Here is a 15,814-nt window from a genome sequence, read left to right on the forward strand (position 1 = left end):
TTTATAAACTCATTTTATCCTTGAAAATATAGGATTGCCTGCGGGAGACCTCCACTTCCTCTCCGTTCTTCATGGTAAGCTTAAGCTTTCCATTAAACCATGGAACTACATTTTCAATATAGTTGGTATTAATGATTTGCTGACGGTTGGCCCTAAAAAATGAGTCTTCGGGCAACTTTTCTTCCACTTGGTTAAGCGATTTGTAGAGCATGGGCTTTTTATCCTCGAAGAATACCCTCGTGTAGTTCCCGACAATTTCGAAGAGTGATATATCCCCTATTTTCACCAACCAACAGTCCTCTCCATCTTTTATGAAAATCTGACTGCCCTCTGTCAACTTTTTGGTAGCGGGACTATCTACTTGCTTGGCAACCATTTTTGCACGGACTTTCTCAATGGCCATATCAAAACGTTTGTTGCTGACCGGTTTTAGCAGATAATCCAATGCATTGTACTCAAAGGATTTTATGGCATATTCATCATAGGCCGTAGTAAAGATGGTAATCGGCACCTCATCCAACATTTCCAACAAGTCAAAACCATCCTTTTCCGGCATATTGATGTCTAGAAACAACAAATCAGGTGATTCGGACTCAATTAATTCAACACCATCATCTACATTGCTTGCTTCACCAACAAGTTCCAAATCATCATGTAGCTTAATGAGTTCTTTGAGCTCGTTCCTCGCCAATCTGGAATCTTCAACTATTACCGCCCTAATCTTCATGCCAATGGTATTTTAATTTCAGCCACTACCTCATCGGATTTTTCCTCTAATTTAAAAGATGCCTTGCCAGCATAGAGTAGCTTCAAGCGCTGTTCTATGTTTATCAAGCCCAATTTGGTGGAATCTTTGGCAATGTTGAGTTTTCCTGTATTCCTTACCTCTATAATCAAATCATCTTCTTTCTTGGTTATATCCAAGAGAATCCTTCCTCCATTTTTAAGATTGGAAATACCATGCTTTGTGGCATTTTCTATCAGTAATTGAATGATCATAGGCGGAATTCTAAGGTCGAAGGTATCCGCACCTACTTGTTTCACAAACTCCAAACGATGTTCGAACTGAATTTTCGAAAGGTCAATATAGTTGTCCACTACCTCCAACTCCTCCCGTACCGGAATATCATTTATATTGTTTTTGGTAAGGGAATAGCGAATAATTTCGGACAGCTTGGTAAGCATTTCCCTTGATTTTTCCACATCTTCCAGCATCAAACCCCGAATATTGTTTAGGCTATTGAACATAAAATGTGGATTGATTTGTCCCTTTAGGGTGTTTAATTGGGCCTGTTTTAGGGTGGTATTCAGCTCAAGTCTTTCTATTCTATCCTGATTTAACTTCAAAAGCAATTTGATGACCAAATACGTTATGGTCCATGCCCCCACCAAAAAGAGCGAATTCAATACTTGAACCATGACTTTGTCATAACCCTCGAACATCTGCATTTCTGCCTCCGTAATTTCAGGACCAAATTTTATATAGATATACCCGAAAAAGACATTTAAAAGTCCGAAAATCGTGGAGGCCAGTAATATGGATATAATAATTTTCAGAACCTCTTTTCCACCAAAGGAATCAAAATGAACATTTCTCTTAAGGTACCAACGTAATATTGAAGTAGAAAATACACCTATAAAAATTCCGACGACAACAGAGAAAACGGTCATCTCCAAACTTATATTTTGGGGAATCAAAGCTGCAATGGCATTGATAAACCCCCACCCCAATAATTGAAGGGTCCAAAATGCAATATTTCTCTTTCTACTACTTAATTCCATTCCATTGAGCCAAGTTTACCCAAATTTACATTAAACCAATTCAGTGTTGGTGCTACTACGATTTTTGTTCGGCTTTTCTTTTAAATGGATTGCTGCAAGACTTTTTCTGTGGCAAAAAGGCAACCCACATCATGGTCATCCCAGAATAGAAAAATGGAAAGTACTCCATATACTCCCATGTTTTATATTTTCCAAATATTCCTATGGACACGCCAATTATTCCCATGGCCAAAACTACTTTCTGACTTGTCTTAAGCTTTTTCATATTAATGGATTTTGCAACGTTAGCAGATTATAAAATAATACTTACTAAAATTGAAATAATTAATTTGGCTAGTGCGATCATAACTGTTCGGTTTTAGAATTTATTTCTGAAGCTAAAGTACCGGACAATTATTTGCTGATGAAGTGATTTATGACAAGTGGTAATTTTGACGAACCGAACGGTAAATCCGGTGTTTTTTGACAACGAAATACAGTAAACAACTGATTACCAATATTATTTTCCCTTCGGAGGGAATTTAGAGAATACCTTTTTTACCACGGCACGTAGCTTATCCTCCCGTACACTTGGCGATGCATTCTCCCGGAGTCCGCTCTCGGCCACTGCCTGCCAGACAAGGGCATCCCGTTGTGCATCCACCAAATCGATTTGGATACTACGCTGCATATTTGGGCCACCCAATGGTAATCCTACAGAAATACCACCTCCAACGTTTCTGCCGCCGCCGCCAAGTCCAACTCCTACGTTGTTGCTCGGAGCGCTCCTATATTCATTGCTCATAATGTTGATGAAAAGTTCAGGTTCTTCGGCCAATCGATAGCCACGAGCTTGCAAGGTAGAATCCAAGGCATTGAGCAATCTTTTTTCATCCAACTGACTCAATCCAGATTGCATATCGGAATAATAGTTATAGGTAGAATAGCTGGAAAAATCTACTGTTTTATCGTAATCATAGTTTACCTTGACAGAGCTACAGGATGCCAACAAAACAATCAAAACTATGGAAAGTAAATAACGCATATTGGATATTTGGGTTCTCCTAAAATTAATCAATATATTGATTAGAGGATAGATAGCTATCGGTTATTCGTTCAAAAGCTTCCAAAGTCTATCCTTAAGCTGCTGAACTCCCAACCCGCTCACGGAAGATATGAACATGTACGGGACATCCTTGAAATCTTCTTTCATGTCTTCATCCATTTCCGCGATAAGTTCTTGATCCAGCATATCGCATTTGGAAATGACCACTATACGACCTTTGTCCAACAACTCGGGATTGTACCTTCTTAATTCATCCAAAAGAATGTTGTACTCTTGGCTAATATCCTTGCTATCCGCAGGTATCAAAAACAATAGGGTGGCGTTTCGTTCTATATGACGCAGAAAATAATGCCCAAGTCCCTTTCCCTCGGCTGCACCTTCAATAATTCCTGGAATATCCGCCATCACAAAACTCTGGAAATCGCGATATTCCACAATTCCCAAATTAGGTTTTAGTGTAGTAAACTCGTAATTGGCAATTTTGGGCTTTGCGGAGGTCATTACGGATAACAAGGTTGATTTCCCAGCATTGGGAAAACCTACCAACCCTACATCGGCCAAGACTTTGAGCTCAAGGGTCAAATGGCCCTCTTGCCCTTTAATTCCGGGTTGCGCGTATCTGGGAGTTTGGTTGGTGGCACTTTTAAAATGCCAGTTCCCGAGTCCGCCCATGCCACCTTCGAGTACAATTTTCTCTTCCCCGTCTTCGGTAATCTCAAAAAGTATCTCGTTGGTTTCGGTGTCCCGCACTACTGTGCCCAACGGCACTTCCATATACACATCCTCCCCGTCTGCACCAGTACTTCGGCTTTTGCTTCCGTGTTCGCCGTGGCCGGCCTTAAAGTGCTTTTTGAATTTAAAATGGACAAGTGTCCACAGGTTTTTGTTCCCTTTGACAATAACATGACCTCCTCGACCACCATCACCACCATCTGGCCCACCTTTGGCCACATATTTTTCACGACGTAAATGCGCAGACCCCTTGCCTCCGTTTCCGGAAGAGATGTGCACCTTTACATAATCGACAAAATTTCCTTCGGTCATATTCTAATATAAAAAAGTCTTTGCGGATATCAATTATAGGGAATCGATTACCTTGCTCAAGCGACCTGTAATCTCCTCAATATTACCTATCCCGTTTACCGAGTGGAATTTTCCCTGCTTCTCGTAATAGGCTTTCAAAGGAGCTGTTTTTTCATTGTATTCATCAAAACGATTACGGATTTTGCTCTCGTCCTGATCATCGGAACGGCCACTACTTTTTCCGCGCTCCAAAAGTCGCTCCACCAAAATATCATCCTCAGCTTCCAAAGCAATGGTTGCATTCACCTTCATATCCTTAGATTCCAAGAAGTTGTCCAATGCCTCTGCCTGAGCCGCGGTGCGTGGGAAACCATCAAAAATAAAACCTGCTGCGTCTGGATTTTTCTCCACTTCGTCCTTCAACATATCAATGGTAACGGCATCCGGAACCAAATCGCCCTTATCTATGTAGGACTTGGCCAAAGTGCCAAGTTCGGTTCCATTTTTAATATTGTACCGGAAAACATCCCCGGTGGAAATATGTTTCAAATTATACTTTTCCTTTAGGAAACCTGCTTGGGTCCCCTTCCCTGCTCCTGGCTTTCCAAAAAGCACTAGGTTGATCATATCTGTTTGATTTAATTGGTAAACTTCTCTAAGATTTCGGCCCAGCTCGTTATAATCAAGTCCATACCCTACAATAAAATGGTCTGGAATCTCAAGACCCACGTAGTCTATGGCATATTCACCGTTATAAATGTCGGACTTATAAAACAGCGTGCCGATTTTAAACTCCTTTACATTGGTATTGGAAAACAGGTGAACCAATTCTTTCAAGGTTCTTCCCGTATCCACCACATCTTCCAAAATAATTACACTCTTGCCCTCCAATTCTTCGGGAACGTCCAACAGTGTTTCCACAATGCCTGTCGAGGTTAATCCTTGATAAGAACTCAACCGTACAAAAGACACCTCACAAGGATGCTGGTAGGCCTTCAAAAAATCGGCCACGAACATAAAAGCTCCATTGAGCACACCAACAAAAAGTGGTGTTTCATCCTTGTAATCAGCTGCAATCTCCTTTGCCATTTTATCAATGGCCGAAAGGATTTGCTCTTCCTTTAAATAGGGCTTAAAAACTTTATCGTGGAGTTTAATCAATGTGTTCAAGTTATGGTCAGGTTGGCAAAGATACTATTTTTAAAGCTGCTAAAACCTTACATCTTTTATACCCTCGTGGATTTCATGTATTTTTGCCCACATTCAATTTACAAATCAATGCAATTTTTCTCTTCAGACTTTAAATTGGGAATTTTAGGTGGTGGACAACTGGGCAAAATGATGCTCTACGAAACCAGAAAATGGGATATTCAGACCAAGGTAATGGATGCTTCTCCGGAAGCTCCTTGCAAAATTGCCTGCAACGAGTTTGTTCAGGGCAGTTTGATGGATTTTGATGCAGTTTATGCTTTTGGAAAGGACGTCGATGTACTCACCATCGAAATTGAAAACGTAAATGTTGATGCGCTCGAGAAATTGGAGCATGAAGGAAAAACAGTGTATCCGCCGACCAAAACCTTAAGGACGATACAGAACAAGGCCGTTCAAAAATTGTTTTATACCGACCACGGCATCCCAACAGCTCCTTTTACCCGCTTTGCCTATACATCGGAAATCGAGGACAGCATAAACAACGGCGGACTTTCCTTACCATTTGTTTGGAAGAGCGCCCAATTTGGGTATGACGGCCAAGGGGTAAAAGTCGTCCGAAAGATGGAAGACCTAAAAGAGCTTCCCAATGTGGAGTGCATTGCCGAAAAAATGATTGATTTTAAAAATGAATTGGCAGTCGTGGTTGCTCGAAACTCGAAAGGTGAGGTAAAAACATATCCCGTGGTGGAAATGGAGTTTCATCCCGAAGCGAATCAGGTGGAATACGTAATCTGTCCCGCACGGATAGATGATATAGTAGCCAAAAAAGCACAGGAAGTAGCTTTAAAAGTTTCGGAACATATGAAGCACGTAGGACTGCTGGCCGTTGAAATGTTCCAAACCAAGGACGACCAAATTTTGGTGAACGAATCCGCACCAAGACCGCATAACAGTGGCCACTACAGCATTGAAGCGGCTTACACCAACCAGTTTGAACAACATATCCGTGCCATTTTAGGTTTGCCATTAGGAAAAACCGACAGTAAAGTAGCTGGAATTATGGTTAACTTGGTAGGTGCAGAAGGCCATACAGGGGATGTGGTTTATGAAAATATTGAGAAAATACTGGAAATGGACGGGGTTACACCACATATTTATGGCAAAAAACAAACCCGACCTTTTCGTAAAATGGGACATGTAACCATTGTTGACGAGAACATGGCACGAGCCAGAGAAGTGGCACAACAGGTAAAGGAAACCATTAAAGTGATAAGCAAATAAGATATGAGCAAAGTAGCCGTGATCATGGGAAGCACAAGCGACCTTCCCGTTATGCAAGACGCAATCGATATTTTAAAGGAATTGGGCATAGAGGTAGATGTTGACATTGTCTCTGCTCACAGAACACCCGAAAAACTGTTCAGTTTCAGCAAGAGTGCACACACCCATGGCTATTCCGCAATAATTGCAGGAGCAGGTGGTGCAGCGCATTTACCGGGTATGGTGGCATCTTTATCTCCACTGCCTGTTATCGGGGTGCCGGTAAAAAGCAGCAATTCCATTGATGGTTGGGATTCCGTTCTATCCATTTTACAGATGCCCGGGGGCGTTCCTGTGGCCACAGTAGCCTTGAACGGTGCCAAAAATGCTGGAATCCTTGCTGCACAAATTATCGGAAGTGCCAACAGCGAGATCATGAACAACATCATTTCCTATAAAGAAGGGTTAAAGGAAAAAGTCATCAAAGGTGCTGAGGAGGTAAAAAAGACTTTTTAGAAAATCATCTTTGGTTATGAACTATAATCAAATTGGCATATTGCTGGGGATTTGCGCCATTGCATTTTTTGGCTTTACCCTGCAAAAAGTGGGCAATCCATACCTGAAAGGCTTATGGAAAAGTGGTCTTTTGGTGTTTGCCCTATATGCCGTCCTTTTAATTTTCATTGAAATACGTTGGCAGTTCATTTCGGATTATGCCAGTAAATATGATTTGAACGGAAACGGTTTTGTGGATCTCAACGAATATTCCGAGGAGGCCATAGCAGCCATGAACAGAAAAACCTATGGTTCAACTATCAGAGGGTACGCCCCTTTGACCATGGCCGTGATTTCATCCATTATCGGTTTTGCCTTTTTGTTGAGTGACTGGTCCGTGATACGTTTAAAAAACAAAGAATAGAAGTAACAACTATGAGCAATCCATTGTTGGAGCCATTTAATGAAGCTCCATTTTCTAAAATAAAGAACGAACATTTTAAGCCTGCTTTTCTTCAGGCCATCGAGGACACGAAAAAGGAAATCGATGATATTGTGAACAACCCAGAACCCCCGACGTTCGAAAATACGTTGGAGGCCCTGGATTTTTCCGGGAAGCAATTGGACCGTATTTCAAGTATCTTTTTCAATTTGAATTCGGCGGAGACCAACGAAGAGATTCAGAAAATCGCCCAAGAGGTATCGCCCATATTGTCCGAATTCAGTAACGACATTACCTTGAACGAGGGTCTTTTTGCAAGGGTAAAGACCGTTTATGGGCAACGTGACTCTCTGGATTTGACCACTGAACAACTGACACTTCTCGAAAAAAAATACAAGAATTTCAGTAGAAACGGAGCCAATTTGAAGGAGGAGAACAAAAAACGTCTTCGGGAAATTGATGCCGAACTCTCCAAGTTGAAACTCACCTTTGGTGAAAATGTATTGGCCGAGACCAATAAGTATGAAATGCTACTGACGGATGAAAAAGATGTGAACGGATTGCCCGAAGGAACCAAGGAAGCCGCAGCGCAATTGGCGGAATCCAAGGACAAGGAAGGCTGGCTGATTACTTTGGATTATCCGAGCTATATCCCTTTTATGAAATATGCCAAGAACCGCGAATTGCGCAAGGAACTTTCCATGGCTTTTGGCAGCAAAGGTTTCCACAATGATGAGCTGGACAACCAAGAAAACGTAAAGCGCATCGTTAACTTGCGACACGAAAGAGCCAATCTTTTGGGATATAGCACCCATGCCGATTTTGTTCTGGAAGAGCGAATGGCAGAAACTCCCGAAAAAGTAAAAGACTTTTTGAACGAACTTTTGGAAAAGGCCAAACCTGCTGCTGAAAGAGAATTTACCGAGTTAGAGGCCTACGCCAAGGAATTGGACAACATCGACCGTCTGGAAAAGTGGGACAGTGCGTACTATTCCGAAAAGTTGAAACAGAAACTCTTCAATTTGGACGATGAAAAATTGAAACCCTACTTTAAACTGGAAAATGTGATCAATGGGGTTTTTAAAGTTGCAGAAAAACTCTTTGGTCTTACTTTTAAAGAAGTGGACAACGTGGACAAATATCATCCAGAGGTTAAAACCTTCGAGGTATATGAGAACGATAATTTTATCTCGTTGTTCTATGCCGATTTCCACCCTAGGGCGGGAAAACGTGGAGGTGCCTGGATGACCTCATACAAACCACAGTATATGTTAAACGGTGAAAACAGCAGACCACATATTTCCAACGTCTGTAATTTTACAAAACCTACGAGTTCAAAGCCCTCACTGCTCACCTTTAATGAGGTTACAACACTTTTCCATGAATTTGGTCACGGACTTCACGGCATGCTAGCTAACACCACCTACCCTAGCCTATCAGGTACTTCGGTGTATTGGGATTTTGTGGAACTGCCCAGCCAAGTGATGGAAAATTGGTGTTACGAAAAAGAGGCTTTGGAACTTTTTGCCCATCATTACGAGACAGGTGAGTTGATTCCGATGGAGTTAGTGGAAAAAATCAAGGAATCCGCTACTTTTCAAGAGGGTATGGCCACGGTTCGCCAATTAAGTTTTGGTTTATTGGACATGGCGTGGCATGGTACAGACCCATCAAGCATTGAAAATGTAAAAGACTACGAAGAGCATGCTTTTGAAAGTACAAATTTGTTCCCAGAAACAGCGGAAACATGTATGAGCACATCATTCTCACACATTTTTCAAGGCGGATATTCATCTGGCTACTATAGCTACAAATGGGCAGAAGTTCTAGATGCGGACGCCTTCGCCTACTTTAAGGAAAATGGAATTTTTAGCAAAACAGTTGCTGATAAATTCAAGGAAAATGTCCTATCAAAAGGAGGAACGGAAAACCCTATGGAACTTTATAAAAAGTTCCGTGGAGCCGTACCAAATGTCAACGCATTGTTGGAACGTGCTGGGCTTTTGGAGACCAATAATTAAAATTGATTGAATACTAAAAAACAGTTAATAGCAAATGCTCCCTGTTAGTATGCTATCGAGGACGCGTCTAACTCGTTTTTAACCTTGGAAATATATGTCCAAAAACTATTACATTTGGTAATTCGATAAGAATATGGCCAATCACAAACTTCAACCGGACACTTGGGTCGACCTGTATGCGGACTACCTGTTCAATTATGCAGTATCGCGTGTAAGCGATGCCGAAATTGCCAAAGATTTGGTACAGGAAACTTTTTTCGCAGGTTTAAATTCCGCCAAGAATTTTAAAGGCGACGCTGCCGAAAGAACATGGTTGGTATCCATACTCAAGAGAAAGGTTATAGATCATTATCGAAAAATCAATTCCAAAAAAGGAAAGGCAGAGGTACGCATCAATTACAGTTCCGATTCCGAAGCAGAAGGCGATTGGCTGGAACAACAAGTTGCAGACCCCTTTAGCAAGGATGGCGACAATATTTTGGAAAATGAAGAATTGGGTTCAGCTATTCAAGATTGTATCAACAAATTGCCACAAAAACAGGCCTTGGCTTTTAAATTAAAGACTATTCAAGGCATGAGTACCGAGGATATTTGTAATGAACTGGACATAAATCCGTCCAACCTTTGGGTAATGATCCATAGGGCAAGGACATCGCTTATGGGTTGTTTAAACGAAAATTGGTTTTAGGTATGAAGATTTCATGTAAAGAGGCATCATGTATTTGTGACAAATCCCAGTACAAAGAAGCTAGTTTTTGGGACATTGTAAAACTTCGCTTCCACCTTCTTTATTGCAAGGTTTGTCGTGGCTATTCCAAAAAGAACGGCGAGTTGACCTCATTGTGCGACCGAGCCGGACTGACCATGCTCTCGGAAGACGACAAAAAGAAAATGAAGAGGGAATTGGAAGAGAAACTCTAAAAATAATTCTCGGTCCACCAGAATAGACAAAACCAAAAAATCGGTATCGCCTCCACCCAGAACATCACAAAATATTTGGATTGCATTCGCTTTTTTGAAACCAGCACTAAAATAAGTGCTGCGGACAAAATGAGCCGTAATACGATTTCATTTTGATGAATCTCGTCCTTCAAAAACGTCATCAAGAAAAAAATCAAAACAAGCCCTATTCCCAATCGGGTGGTGTTTTTTATACCCAAAACCTGCGGCAATGTCCGTAAACTTTTATCGTCCCACTGTAAATCCCTGATTTCAAAAGGTAAAATCAACACCAAAACCAATAGCATCCTTTGGATAAAGGTCACGGCAAAATCCCAGTCCAAGGTCATTTTTGCATCCAAAACGGGCAATAAGACCGAAAAACCTGCCCAGACAAAGGCTACGATATAAATTTTTAACCCTGCCAAATTCCTCAAGTTTTTGGCGCTGGGCAACAAAGGCAGGGCATACAGCGCGGACAACACTCCCAAAATAGCAGTCGCTATCCAAATATCCCTATTCAGTTGCAGCAAAAAATAAATGGCAAAAACAAAGCAAACAAAGCTGAACATTTGAATCACTTTGTGATAGGCATTCGATACGATGAGATACTTATATGCCTCTACCCCATATTTAATAAAGTTGTAGCAAACGATAACACTAAAAAAAATGAAGGCCATTAGATTGATATCCGATGAGCTTCCCAACAAATGGAAGGTGACGCCCGCCATAGAAATGACCGCAATCGCCACATGAATACTGGCGTCCAGGTAAAAATCAAATATGGCTTTTAGGGTTCGCATTCAGATAAAAAATTAGGCCTTGTCACTAAGGTTAATTGGTGGTTAACAACTTTACCCTAGAGACCTTCAAAATTGGCTATTTTGATTGAATTAATCCCTAATTTTGTGCACTTTATTGGATTGAACATGAACACAGAGGTTTTTGCCGCCAGACACATTGGCATCACAGAAAGAGACTTGCCCCACATGCTCGAAACCATTGGGGTGGAAAGTATGGAACAGCTCATTTATGAGACCATCCCCGACGATATCAAACTTAAAAAACCATTGGACCTGCCAGAAGGTATCAGCGAACATGAGTTCCTGAGCCATCTGAACGAACTGGCCAAGAAAAACAAGGTTTTTAAGACCTATATTGGATTGGGATACCATGAATCGCTAACTCCATCTGTAATCAAAAGAAATATTCTGGAAAATCCGGGATGGTATACCGCTTACACACCCTACCAGGCAGAGATTGCCCAAGGTAGATTGGAGGCGCTTTTAAATTTCCAGACCATGGTCTCGGACCTTACCGGAATGGAAATTGCCAATGCATCGCTATTAGATGAGAGCACGGCGGCATCCGAAGCCATGAACATGTTGTTCGAACTCCGTAGCCGTCAACAGAAAAAAAGCGGTGCAGTAAAATTCTTTGTATCTGAAGAAATATTGCCTCAAACACTGAGCTTGTTGGAAACAAGAGCTATTCCTTTGGGTATAGAACTTGTAATCGGCGACCACGAGACTTTTGATTTTTCAGAAGAATTCTATGGTGCGTTGTTACAATACCCGGGCAAGCATGGTCAAGTTAACGACTATGGCTCTTTTGTGGAAAAAGCCAAGGAAAATGAAATTAAGGTAGCGGTCGCTGCCGATATTTTGAGCTTGGTACTATTGACGCCTCCGGGTGAATGGGGCGTGGATGCCGTTGTGGGCACCACCCAACGTTTCGGTATCCCACTGGGGTATGGGGGGCCACATGCCGCTTTCTTCGCTACCAAAGAAGAGTATAAAAGAAGTATTCCAGGACGTATCATCGGCATCACGAAGGATACCGATGGTAACCCTGCTCTACGTATGGCATTGCAAACTAGGGAGCAGCATATAAAACGGGACAAAGCGACCTCAAATATTTGCACCGCGCAAGTATTATTGGCCGTTATGGCGGGCATGTACGCCGTTTATCATGGTCCCGAAGGTTTAAAATATATCGCCAACAAAGTTCACAACAACACCAAAAAGCTGGTCGGCGCTTTGGAAGCTCATGGTTTTGAGCAAACGAACAGTGCTTATTTTGATACTGTTGAGGTAAAGGTGAAAGACAGCAGCAAACTTAAAGAAGTTGCAGAAAGTAAAGGTATCAACCTTCACTACATTGATGAGACCAAAGTTTCCATCTCTTTGAATGAAGCTGTTTCCAATACTGATGTGGACACTTTGATTTCCTGCTTCTTGGAATCACATGAGTTGGGTGAAAAATCTTTGAGTGATGTTCAGTTGGGCGAAGCTATTCCAACCAACCTACAAAGACAGGCTCCTTTTATGGAGCACGAAGTCTTCAACTCCTATCATTCGGAGACCGAGTTGATGCGTTACATCAAAAAATTGGAGCGCAAGGATTTGGCATTAAACCAGTCTATGATCTCTTTGGGAAGCTGCACCATGAAACTGAATGCCGCATCGGAAATGTTGCCATTGAGCTGGGGAGAATGGGGCAACATTCACCCATTTGTACCTTTAGATCAAGCGGAAGGTTACCAAACTGTCCTAAAATCGCTAGAAGAACAATTAAATGTAATTACCGGGTTTTCTGCCACCTCCCTTCAACCCAACTCTGGTGCGCAAGGTGAATATGCGGGTCTTATGGTCATCCGTGCTTACCATGAATCCAGGGGTGAGGGACACCGCAACATATGTTTGATTCCTGCTTCAGCGCACGGGACCAATCCTGCTTCGGCTGTAATGGCGGGCATGAAGGTCGTTGTGACCAAGACCGATGAAAAAGGAAATATCGATTTGAACGATTTGGAAGAAAAAGTGAACCAGCATGCCGAAAATCTTTCCGCATTGATGGTTACCTACCCTTCTACCCATGGCGTTTTTGAATCGTCCATTAAAGAGATTACCAAACTTATCCACGATAACGGCGGACAAGTATACATGGATGGTGCCAATATGAATGCACAGGTCGGATTGACCAATCCCGCTACCATTGGTGCCGATGTTTGTCACTTGAACCTTCACAAGACCTTTGCCATCCCGCACGGTGGTGGAGGACCAGGTGTTGGACCTATTTGTGTTGCCGAGCAGTTGAAACCGTTTTTACCGACCAATCCAGTAATTCCTACGGGGGGAGAAAATGCCATCACGGCCATTTCATCCGCTCCTTGGGGAAGCTCTTTGGTGTGTTTGATTTCATACGGATACATCAAAATGTTAGGTTCAGAAGGACTGACGAACGCCACCAAAGCGGCTATTTTGAACGCAAATTACATCAAAGACCGACTAAAAGGAAAATTCGATGTACTATATACTGGTGAAAGAGGCCGTGCCGCTCACGAAATGATCATTGATTGCAGACCGTTTAAAGCAAATGGCATTGAAGTTACCGATATTGCCAAGCGTTTGATTGATTATGGTTTCCACGCACCAACGGTATCATTCCCAGTAGCTGGAACTTTAATGATAGAGCCAACGGAAAGTGAAAGCCGTGCCGAACTGGACCGCTTCTGCAACGCATTATTGTCCATTAGAACGGAAATTGATGAGGCTTCCGCAGATGATACGGACAATGTCCTGAAAAATGCGCCGCATACATTGGCCATGGTTACCAGCGATTCTTGGGAGCACCCATATAGCAGGGAAAAAGCAGCCTTCCCATTACCCTATATAGCCGAAAACAAATTTTGGCCAAGCATACGAAGAACCGATGAAGCGTTTGGGGATCGTAATTTAATGTGCACCTGTGCACCTATCGAAGATTACATAGAAGCCTAAAAACCATTATAAACATTGATAAAAAGCCTTGATTCTAAAATTAAATCAAGGCTTTTTTGTCTTCTGCCATTTGATGGTTATCTTTTTGGATATTGTAAAATTTATTATGCATGCATAATATTAATGGTTCGATATCTTAACTTGTATTGAATAAAACCTCCGCATAACATGAAAATTGGCATCACAGGTACCGGAAGCCATATCCCTTCCATAATTACCAAAAACGAAGATTTTTTGAACCATCAGTTTATGGAAACCGATGGATCGTCCTTTGGACAGGAAAATAATGTTATCATTGAAAAATTTGAGGCCATAACGGGCATTGCCAATCGAAGGTATGCCGAACCGGACCTGAAGACATCGGACATTGGTTTTTTAGCGGCAGAAGAAGCTATTGCCTCTGCCAAAGTAGATAAAGAAGAACTCGATTACATAATCTTCGCCCATAATTTTGGTGACCTTACTCCTGGTAAAATGCAAGGCGATACACTACCTAGCTTAGCGACCAGGGTTAAGCATTTGCTACGCATCCAGAACCCCAAATGTGTAGCCTACGATTTAATTTTTGGTTGTCCGGGTTGGATTGAGGGTATGATTCAAGCGACCGCATTTATCAAAAGTGGAATAGCCAAAAAATGCTTGGTCATAGGGGCCGAAACATTATCCAGGGTGGTGGACCCGCACGACCGTGACAGCATGATTTTTTCCGATGGTGCCGGTGCCGCAATACTTGAAGGCAATACTACACATGGAGAAATATTATCACATGCATCGGAAACGTACGCCAATGAAGAGGCTTACTATCTTTATTTTGATAAATCCAATAGTCCTTTAGAACCCAAGGATAAGCGCTATATTAAAATGCAAGGGCGAAAAATTTACGAATTTGCTTGCATTAACGTACCTAAGGCCATGGCTTCTTGCCTTGATGATAGTGGAATTGACATTGATGACGTTAAAAAGATTTTTATTCATCAAGCCAACGAAAAAATGGACGAGGCCATCATCAAAAGATTCTACAAAATCTATGGAAAAACCGTACCCGAACATGTAATGCCCATGAGCATCCATGACCTCGGAAACAGTTCCGTTGCTACGGTGCCCACACTTTACGATATGGTTCTGAAAGGAAAACTTCCTGAACATCAGGTCAACCCTGGCGATGTTGTTATTTTTGCCAGTGTCGGGGCCGGAATGAACATCAATGCCATTGTATATAAATGCTAGTTTAAAAAACATCCACAACCCACTATTGACAACCAAACTCAAAACTTATTTGGGATTTGTGAATTGTTTTTTGGAATTTTAGGGCATGTACGAAAACAACTTTCCCAACAAGCGCTATAAGCATACTTTGGCGTTTTTGAATAAACATATCTCCCCTTCTGAATCCATTTTGGATCTTGGGGTGGAAAATCCCTTTTCTGAAATTATGAAGTCCAATGGATATTCGGTGACAAATACAACCGGAGAAGATTTGGACGTGGATTTTAAACATGTGGGACAATCGGATGCCGATGTGGTGACCGCTTTTGAGATTTTTGAGCATTTGGTGGCACCACTGAATGTTTTAAAAGAGATCAAAGCAACGAAATTAGTTGCTAGCATTCCGATGCGGCTGTGGTTCTCGCCCGCTTACCGTAGCAAGACCGACCCATGGGACCGGCACTATCACGAGTTTGAGGATTGGCAATTTGATTGGCTTTTGGAAAAAGCAGGGTGGACCATTAAAGATTCCGCTAAATGGACCAACCCCACTAAAAAAATAGGTCTTCGTCCCATTCTCCGATATTTTACAAATCGGTACTATATCGTATATGCAGAAAGAACAAAAAACTAATTTGGGAGAAGTCCCGAGATTTTTGGACTTTTA

General features: G+C 41.9%; 16 protein-coding genes. 9 read left to right on the plus strand and 7 right to left on the minus strand.

The genetic code is table 11. The features are described 5' to 3' along the window. Window position 1 precedes the first annotated feature (1 nt). The 6 genes from GUA46_RS05515 to GUA46_RS05540 all read right to left on the minus strand — a co-directional run bounded on the left by GUA46_RS05515 (window position 2) and on the right by GUA46_RS05540 (window position 5,011). On the minus strand, window positions 2-727 hold the full coding sequence (locus GUA46_RS05515; protein ID WP_176619639.1) for a LytR/AlgR family response regulator transcription factor: 726 nt from the start codon (window positions 725-727) through the stop codon (window positions 2-4). After that, complete coding sequence (locus GUA46_RS05520; RefSeq protein ID WP_176619640.1) at window positions 724-1,782, minus strand: sensor histidine kinase; 1,059 nt, start codon at window positions 1,780-1,782, stop codon at window positions 724-726. Before GUA46_RS05520 ends, GUA46_RS05515 begins: the two co-directional genes overlap by 4 nt. A 55-nt stretch (window positions 1,783-1,837) precedes the next feature. Beyond that, window positions 1,838-2,047 (minus strand): hypothetical protein, encoded by a 210-nt coding sequence (locus GUA46_RS05525; protein WP_176619641.1) that lies wholly within the window; start codon window positions 2,045-2,047, stop codon window positions 1,838-1,840. Window positions 2,048-2,281: 234 nt separating this feature from the next. Beyond that, entirely contained in the window at window positions 2,282-2,806 is a 525-nt protein-coding gene (locus tag GUA46_RS05530; RefSeq protein WP_176619642.1) for a DUF4136 domain-containing protein, read from the minus strand. 63 nt (window positions 2,807-2,869) lie between these two features. Next, window positions 2,870-3,871, minus strand: coding sequence for a GTPase ObgE (gene obgE / locus GUA46_RS05535; protein WP_176619643.1), 1,002 nt, complete (start codon window positions 3,869-3,871; stop codon window positions 2,870-2,872). A gap of 33 nt (window positions 3,872-3,904) precedes the next feature. After that, the gene (locus GUA46_RS05540; RefSeq protein WP_176619685.1) at window positions 3,905-5,011 is read right to left on the minus strand and encodes an adenylate kinase; all 1,107 of its coding nucleotides are present in this window, start codon (window positions 5,009-5,011) and stop codon (window positions 3,905-3,907) included. 117 nt (window positions 5,012-5,128) lie between these two features. On the opposite strand from GUA46_RS05540, the gene GUA46_RS05545 reads away from it, so the two are divergent. From GUA46_RS05545 to GUA46_RS05570, 6 genes are all read left to right on the plus strand, one after another. Beyond that, on the plus strand, window positions 5,129-6,283 hold the full coding sequence (locus GUA46_RS05545) for a 5-(carboxyamino)imidazole ribonucleotide synthase (protein ID WP_176619644.1): 1,155 nt from the start codon (window positions 5,129-5,131) through the stop codon (window positions 6,281-6,283). A 3-nt stretch (window positions 6,284-6,286) separates the two neighbouring features. Continuing rightward, window positions 6,287-6,778: a 5-(carboxyamino)imidazole ribonucleotide mutase gene (gene purE / locus GUA46_RS05550; protein WP_176619645.1), complete on the plus strand. Its 492-nt coding sequence runs from the start codon at window positions 6,287-6,289 to the stop codon at window positions 6,776-6,778. A gap of 16 nt (window positions 6,779-6,794) precedes the next feature. Next, window positions 6,795-7,181 carry a hypothetical protein gene (locus GUA46_RS05555; protein ID WP_176619646.1) on the plus strand — a complete coding sequence of 129 codons (387 nt, stop codon included), beginning with the start codon at window positions 6,795-6,797 and terminating at the stop codon, window positions 7,179-7,181. Between the two features lie 11 nt (window positions 7,182-7,192). Further along, window positions 7,193-9,220, plus strand: coding sequence for a M3 family metallopeptidase (locus GUA46_RS05560; RefSeq protein WP_176619647.1), 2,028 nt, complete (start codon window positions 7,193-7,195; stop codon window positions 9,218-9,220). 133 nt (window positions 9,221-9,353) lie between these two features. Further along, complete coding sequence (locus GUA46_RS05565; protein ID WP_176619648.1) at window positions 9,354-9,908, plus strand: sigma-70 family RNA polymerase sigma factor; 555 nt, start codon at window positions 9,354-9,356, stop codon at window positions 9,906-9,908. A gap of 2 nt (window positions 9,909-9,910) precedes the next feature. Further along, complete coding sequence (locus GUA46_RS05570) at window positions 9,911-10,141, plus strand: hypothetical protein (RefSeq protein WP_176619649.1); 231 nt, start codon at window positions 9,911-9,913, stop codon at window positions 10,139-10,141. On the opposite strand, the gene GUA46_RS05575 is transcribed toward GUA46_RS05570, so the two are convergent. Further along, on the minus strand, window positions 10,138-10,962 hold the full coding sequence (locus tag GUA46_RS05575; protein WP_176619650.1) for a UbiA prenyltransferase family protein: 825 nt from the start codon (window positions 10,960-10,962) through the stop codon (window positions 10,138-10,140). The two genes, GUA46_RS05570 and GUA46_RS05575, sit on opposite strands and share 4 nt — an antisense overlap. Window positions 10,963-11,088: 126 nt before the next feature. Here GUA46_RS05575 and gcvP point away from each other — a divergent pair, with 126 nt between their 5' ends. The 3 genes from gcvP to GUA46_RS05590 all read left to right on the plus strand — a co-directional run bounded on the left by gcvP (window position 11,089) and on the right by GUA46_RS05590 (window position 15,781). Then, on the plus strand, window positions 11,089-13,941 hold the full coding sequence (gene gcvP / locus GUA46_RS05580; protein WP_176619686.1) for an aminomethyl-transferring glycine dehydrogenase: 2,853 nt from the start codon (window positions 11,089-11,091) through the stop codon (window positions 13,939-13,941). Between the two features lie 168 nt (window positions 13,942-14,109). Further along, on the plus strand, window positions 14,110-15,168 hold the full coding sequence (locus GUA46_RS05585; protein ID WP_176619651.1) for a 3-oxoacyl-ACP synthase III family protein: 1,059 nt from the start codon (window positions 14,110-14,112) through the stop codon (window positions 15,166-15,168). Window positions 15,169-15,253: 85 nt separating this feature from the next. Continuing rightward, window positions 15,254-15,781, plus strand: a complete 528-nt coding sequence (locus GUA46_RS05590) for a class I SAM-dependent methyltransferase (RefSeq protein WP_176619652.1) — start codon at window positions 15,254-15,256, stop codon at window positions 15,779-15,781. Window positions 15,782-15,814: the final 33 nt, after the last annotated feature.

Origin of the sequence: Flagellimonas chongwuensis, assembly GCF_013376415.1 — a bacterium.
Taxonomy (GTDB): Bacteria; Bacteroidota; Bacteroidia; order Flavobacteriales; family Flavobacteriaceae; genus Flagellimonas; species Flagellimonas chongwuensis.

Excerpts from the sequence above, each read along its gene's own strand:
- GUA46_RS05515 (WP_176619639.1), bottom strand. The coding sequence starts at position 727 with ATGAAGATTAGGGCGGTAATAGTTGAAGATTCCAGATTGGCGAGGAAC.
- GUA46_RS05520 (WP_176619640.1), bottom strand. The coding sequence starts at position 1,782 with ATGGAATTAAGTAGTAGAAAGAGAAATATTGCATTTTGGACCCTTCAA.
- GUA46_RS05525 (WP_176619641.1), bottom strand. The coding sequence starts at position 2,047 with ATGAAAAAGCTTAAGACAAGTCAGAAAGTAGTTTTGGCCATGGGAATA.
- GUA46_RS05530 (WP_176619642.1), bottom strand. The coding sequence starts at position 2,806 with ATGCGTTATTTACTTTCCATAGTTTTGATTGTTTTGTTGGCATCCTGT.
- obgE (WP_176619643.1), bottom strand. The coding sequence starts at position 3,871 with ATGACCGAAGGAAATTTTGTCGATTATGTAAAGGTGCACATCTCTTCC.
- GUA46_RS05545 (WP_176619644.1), top strand. The coding sequence starts at position 5,129 with ATGCAATTTTTCTCTTCAGACTTTAAATTGGGAATTTTAGGTGGTGGA.
- purE (WP_176619645.1), top strand. The coding sequence starts at position 6,287 with ATGAGCAAAGTAGCCGTGATCATGGGAAGCACAAGCGACCTTCCCGTT.
- GUA46_RS05555 (WP_176619646.1), top strand. The coding sequence starts at position 6,795 with ATGAACTATAATCAAATTGGCATATTGCTGGGGATTTGCGCCATTGCA.
- GUA46_RS05560 (WP_176619647.1), top strand. The coding sequence starts at position 7,193 with ATGAGCAATCCATTGTTGGAGCCATTTAATGAAGCTCCATTTTCTAAA.
- GUA46_RS05565 (WP_176619648.1), top strand. The coding sequence starts at position 9,354 with ATGGCCAATCACAAACTTCAACCGGACACTTGGGTCGACCTGTATGCG.
- GUA46_RS05570 (WP_176619649.1), top strand. The coding sequence starts at position 9,911 with ATGAAGATTTCATGTAAAGAGGCATCATGTATTTGTGACAAATCCCAG.
- GUA46_RS05575 (WP_176619650.1), bottom strand. The coding sequence starts at position 10,962 with ATGCGAACCCTAAAAGCCATATTTGATTTTTACCTGGACGCCAGTATT.
- gcvP (WP_176619686.1), top strand. The coding sequence starts at position 11,089 with ATGAACACAGAGGTTTTTGCCGCCAGACACATTGGCATCACAGAAAGA.
- GUA46_RS05585 (WP_176619651.1), top strand. The coding sequence starts at position 14,110 with ATGAAAATTGGCATCACAGGTACCGGAAGCCATATCCCTTCCATAATT.
- GUA46_RS05590 (WP_176619652.1), top strand. The coding sequence starts at position 15,254 with ATGTACGAAAACAACTTTCCCAACAAGCGCTATAAGCATACTTTGGCG.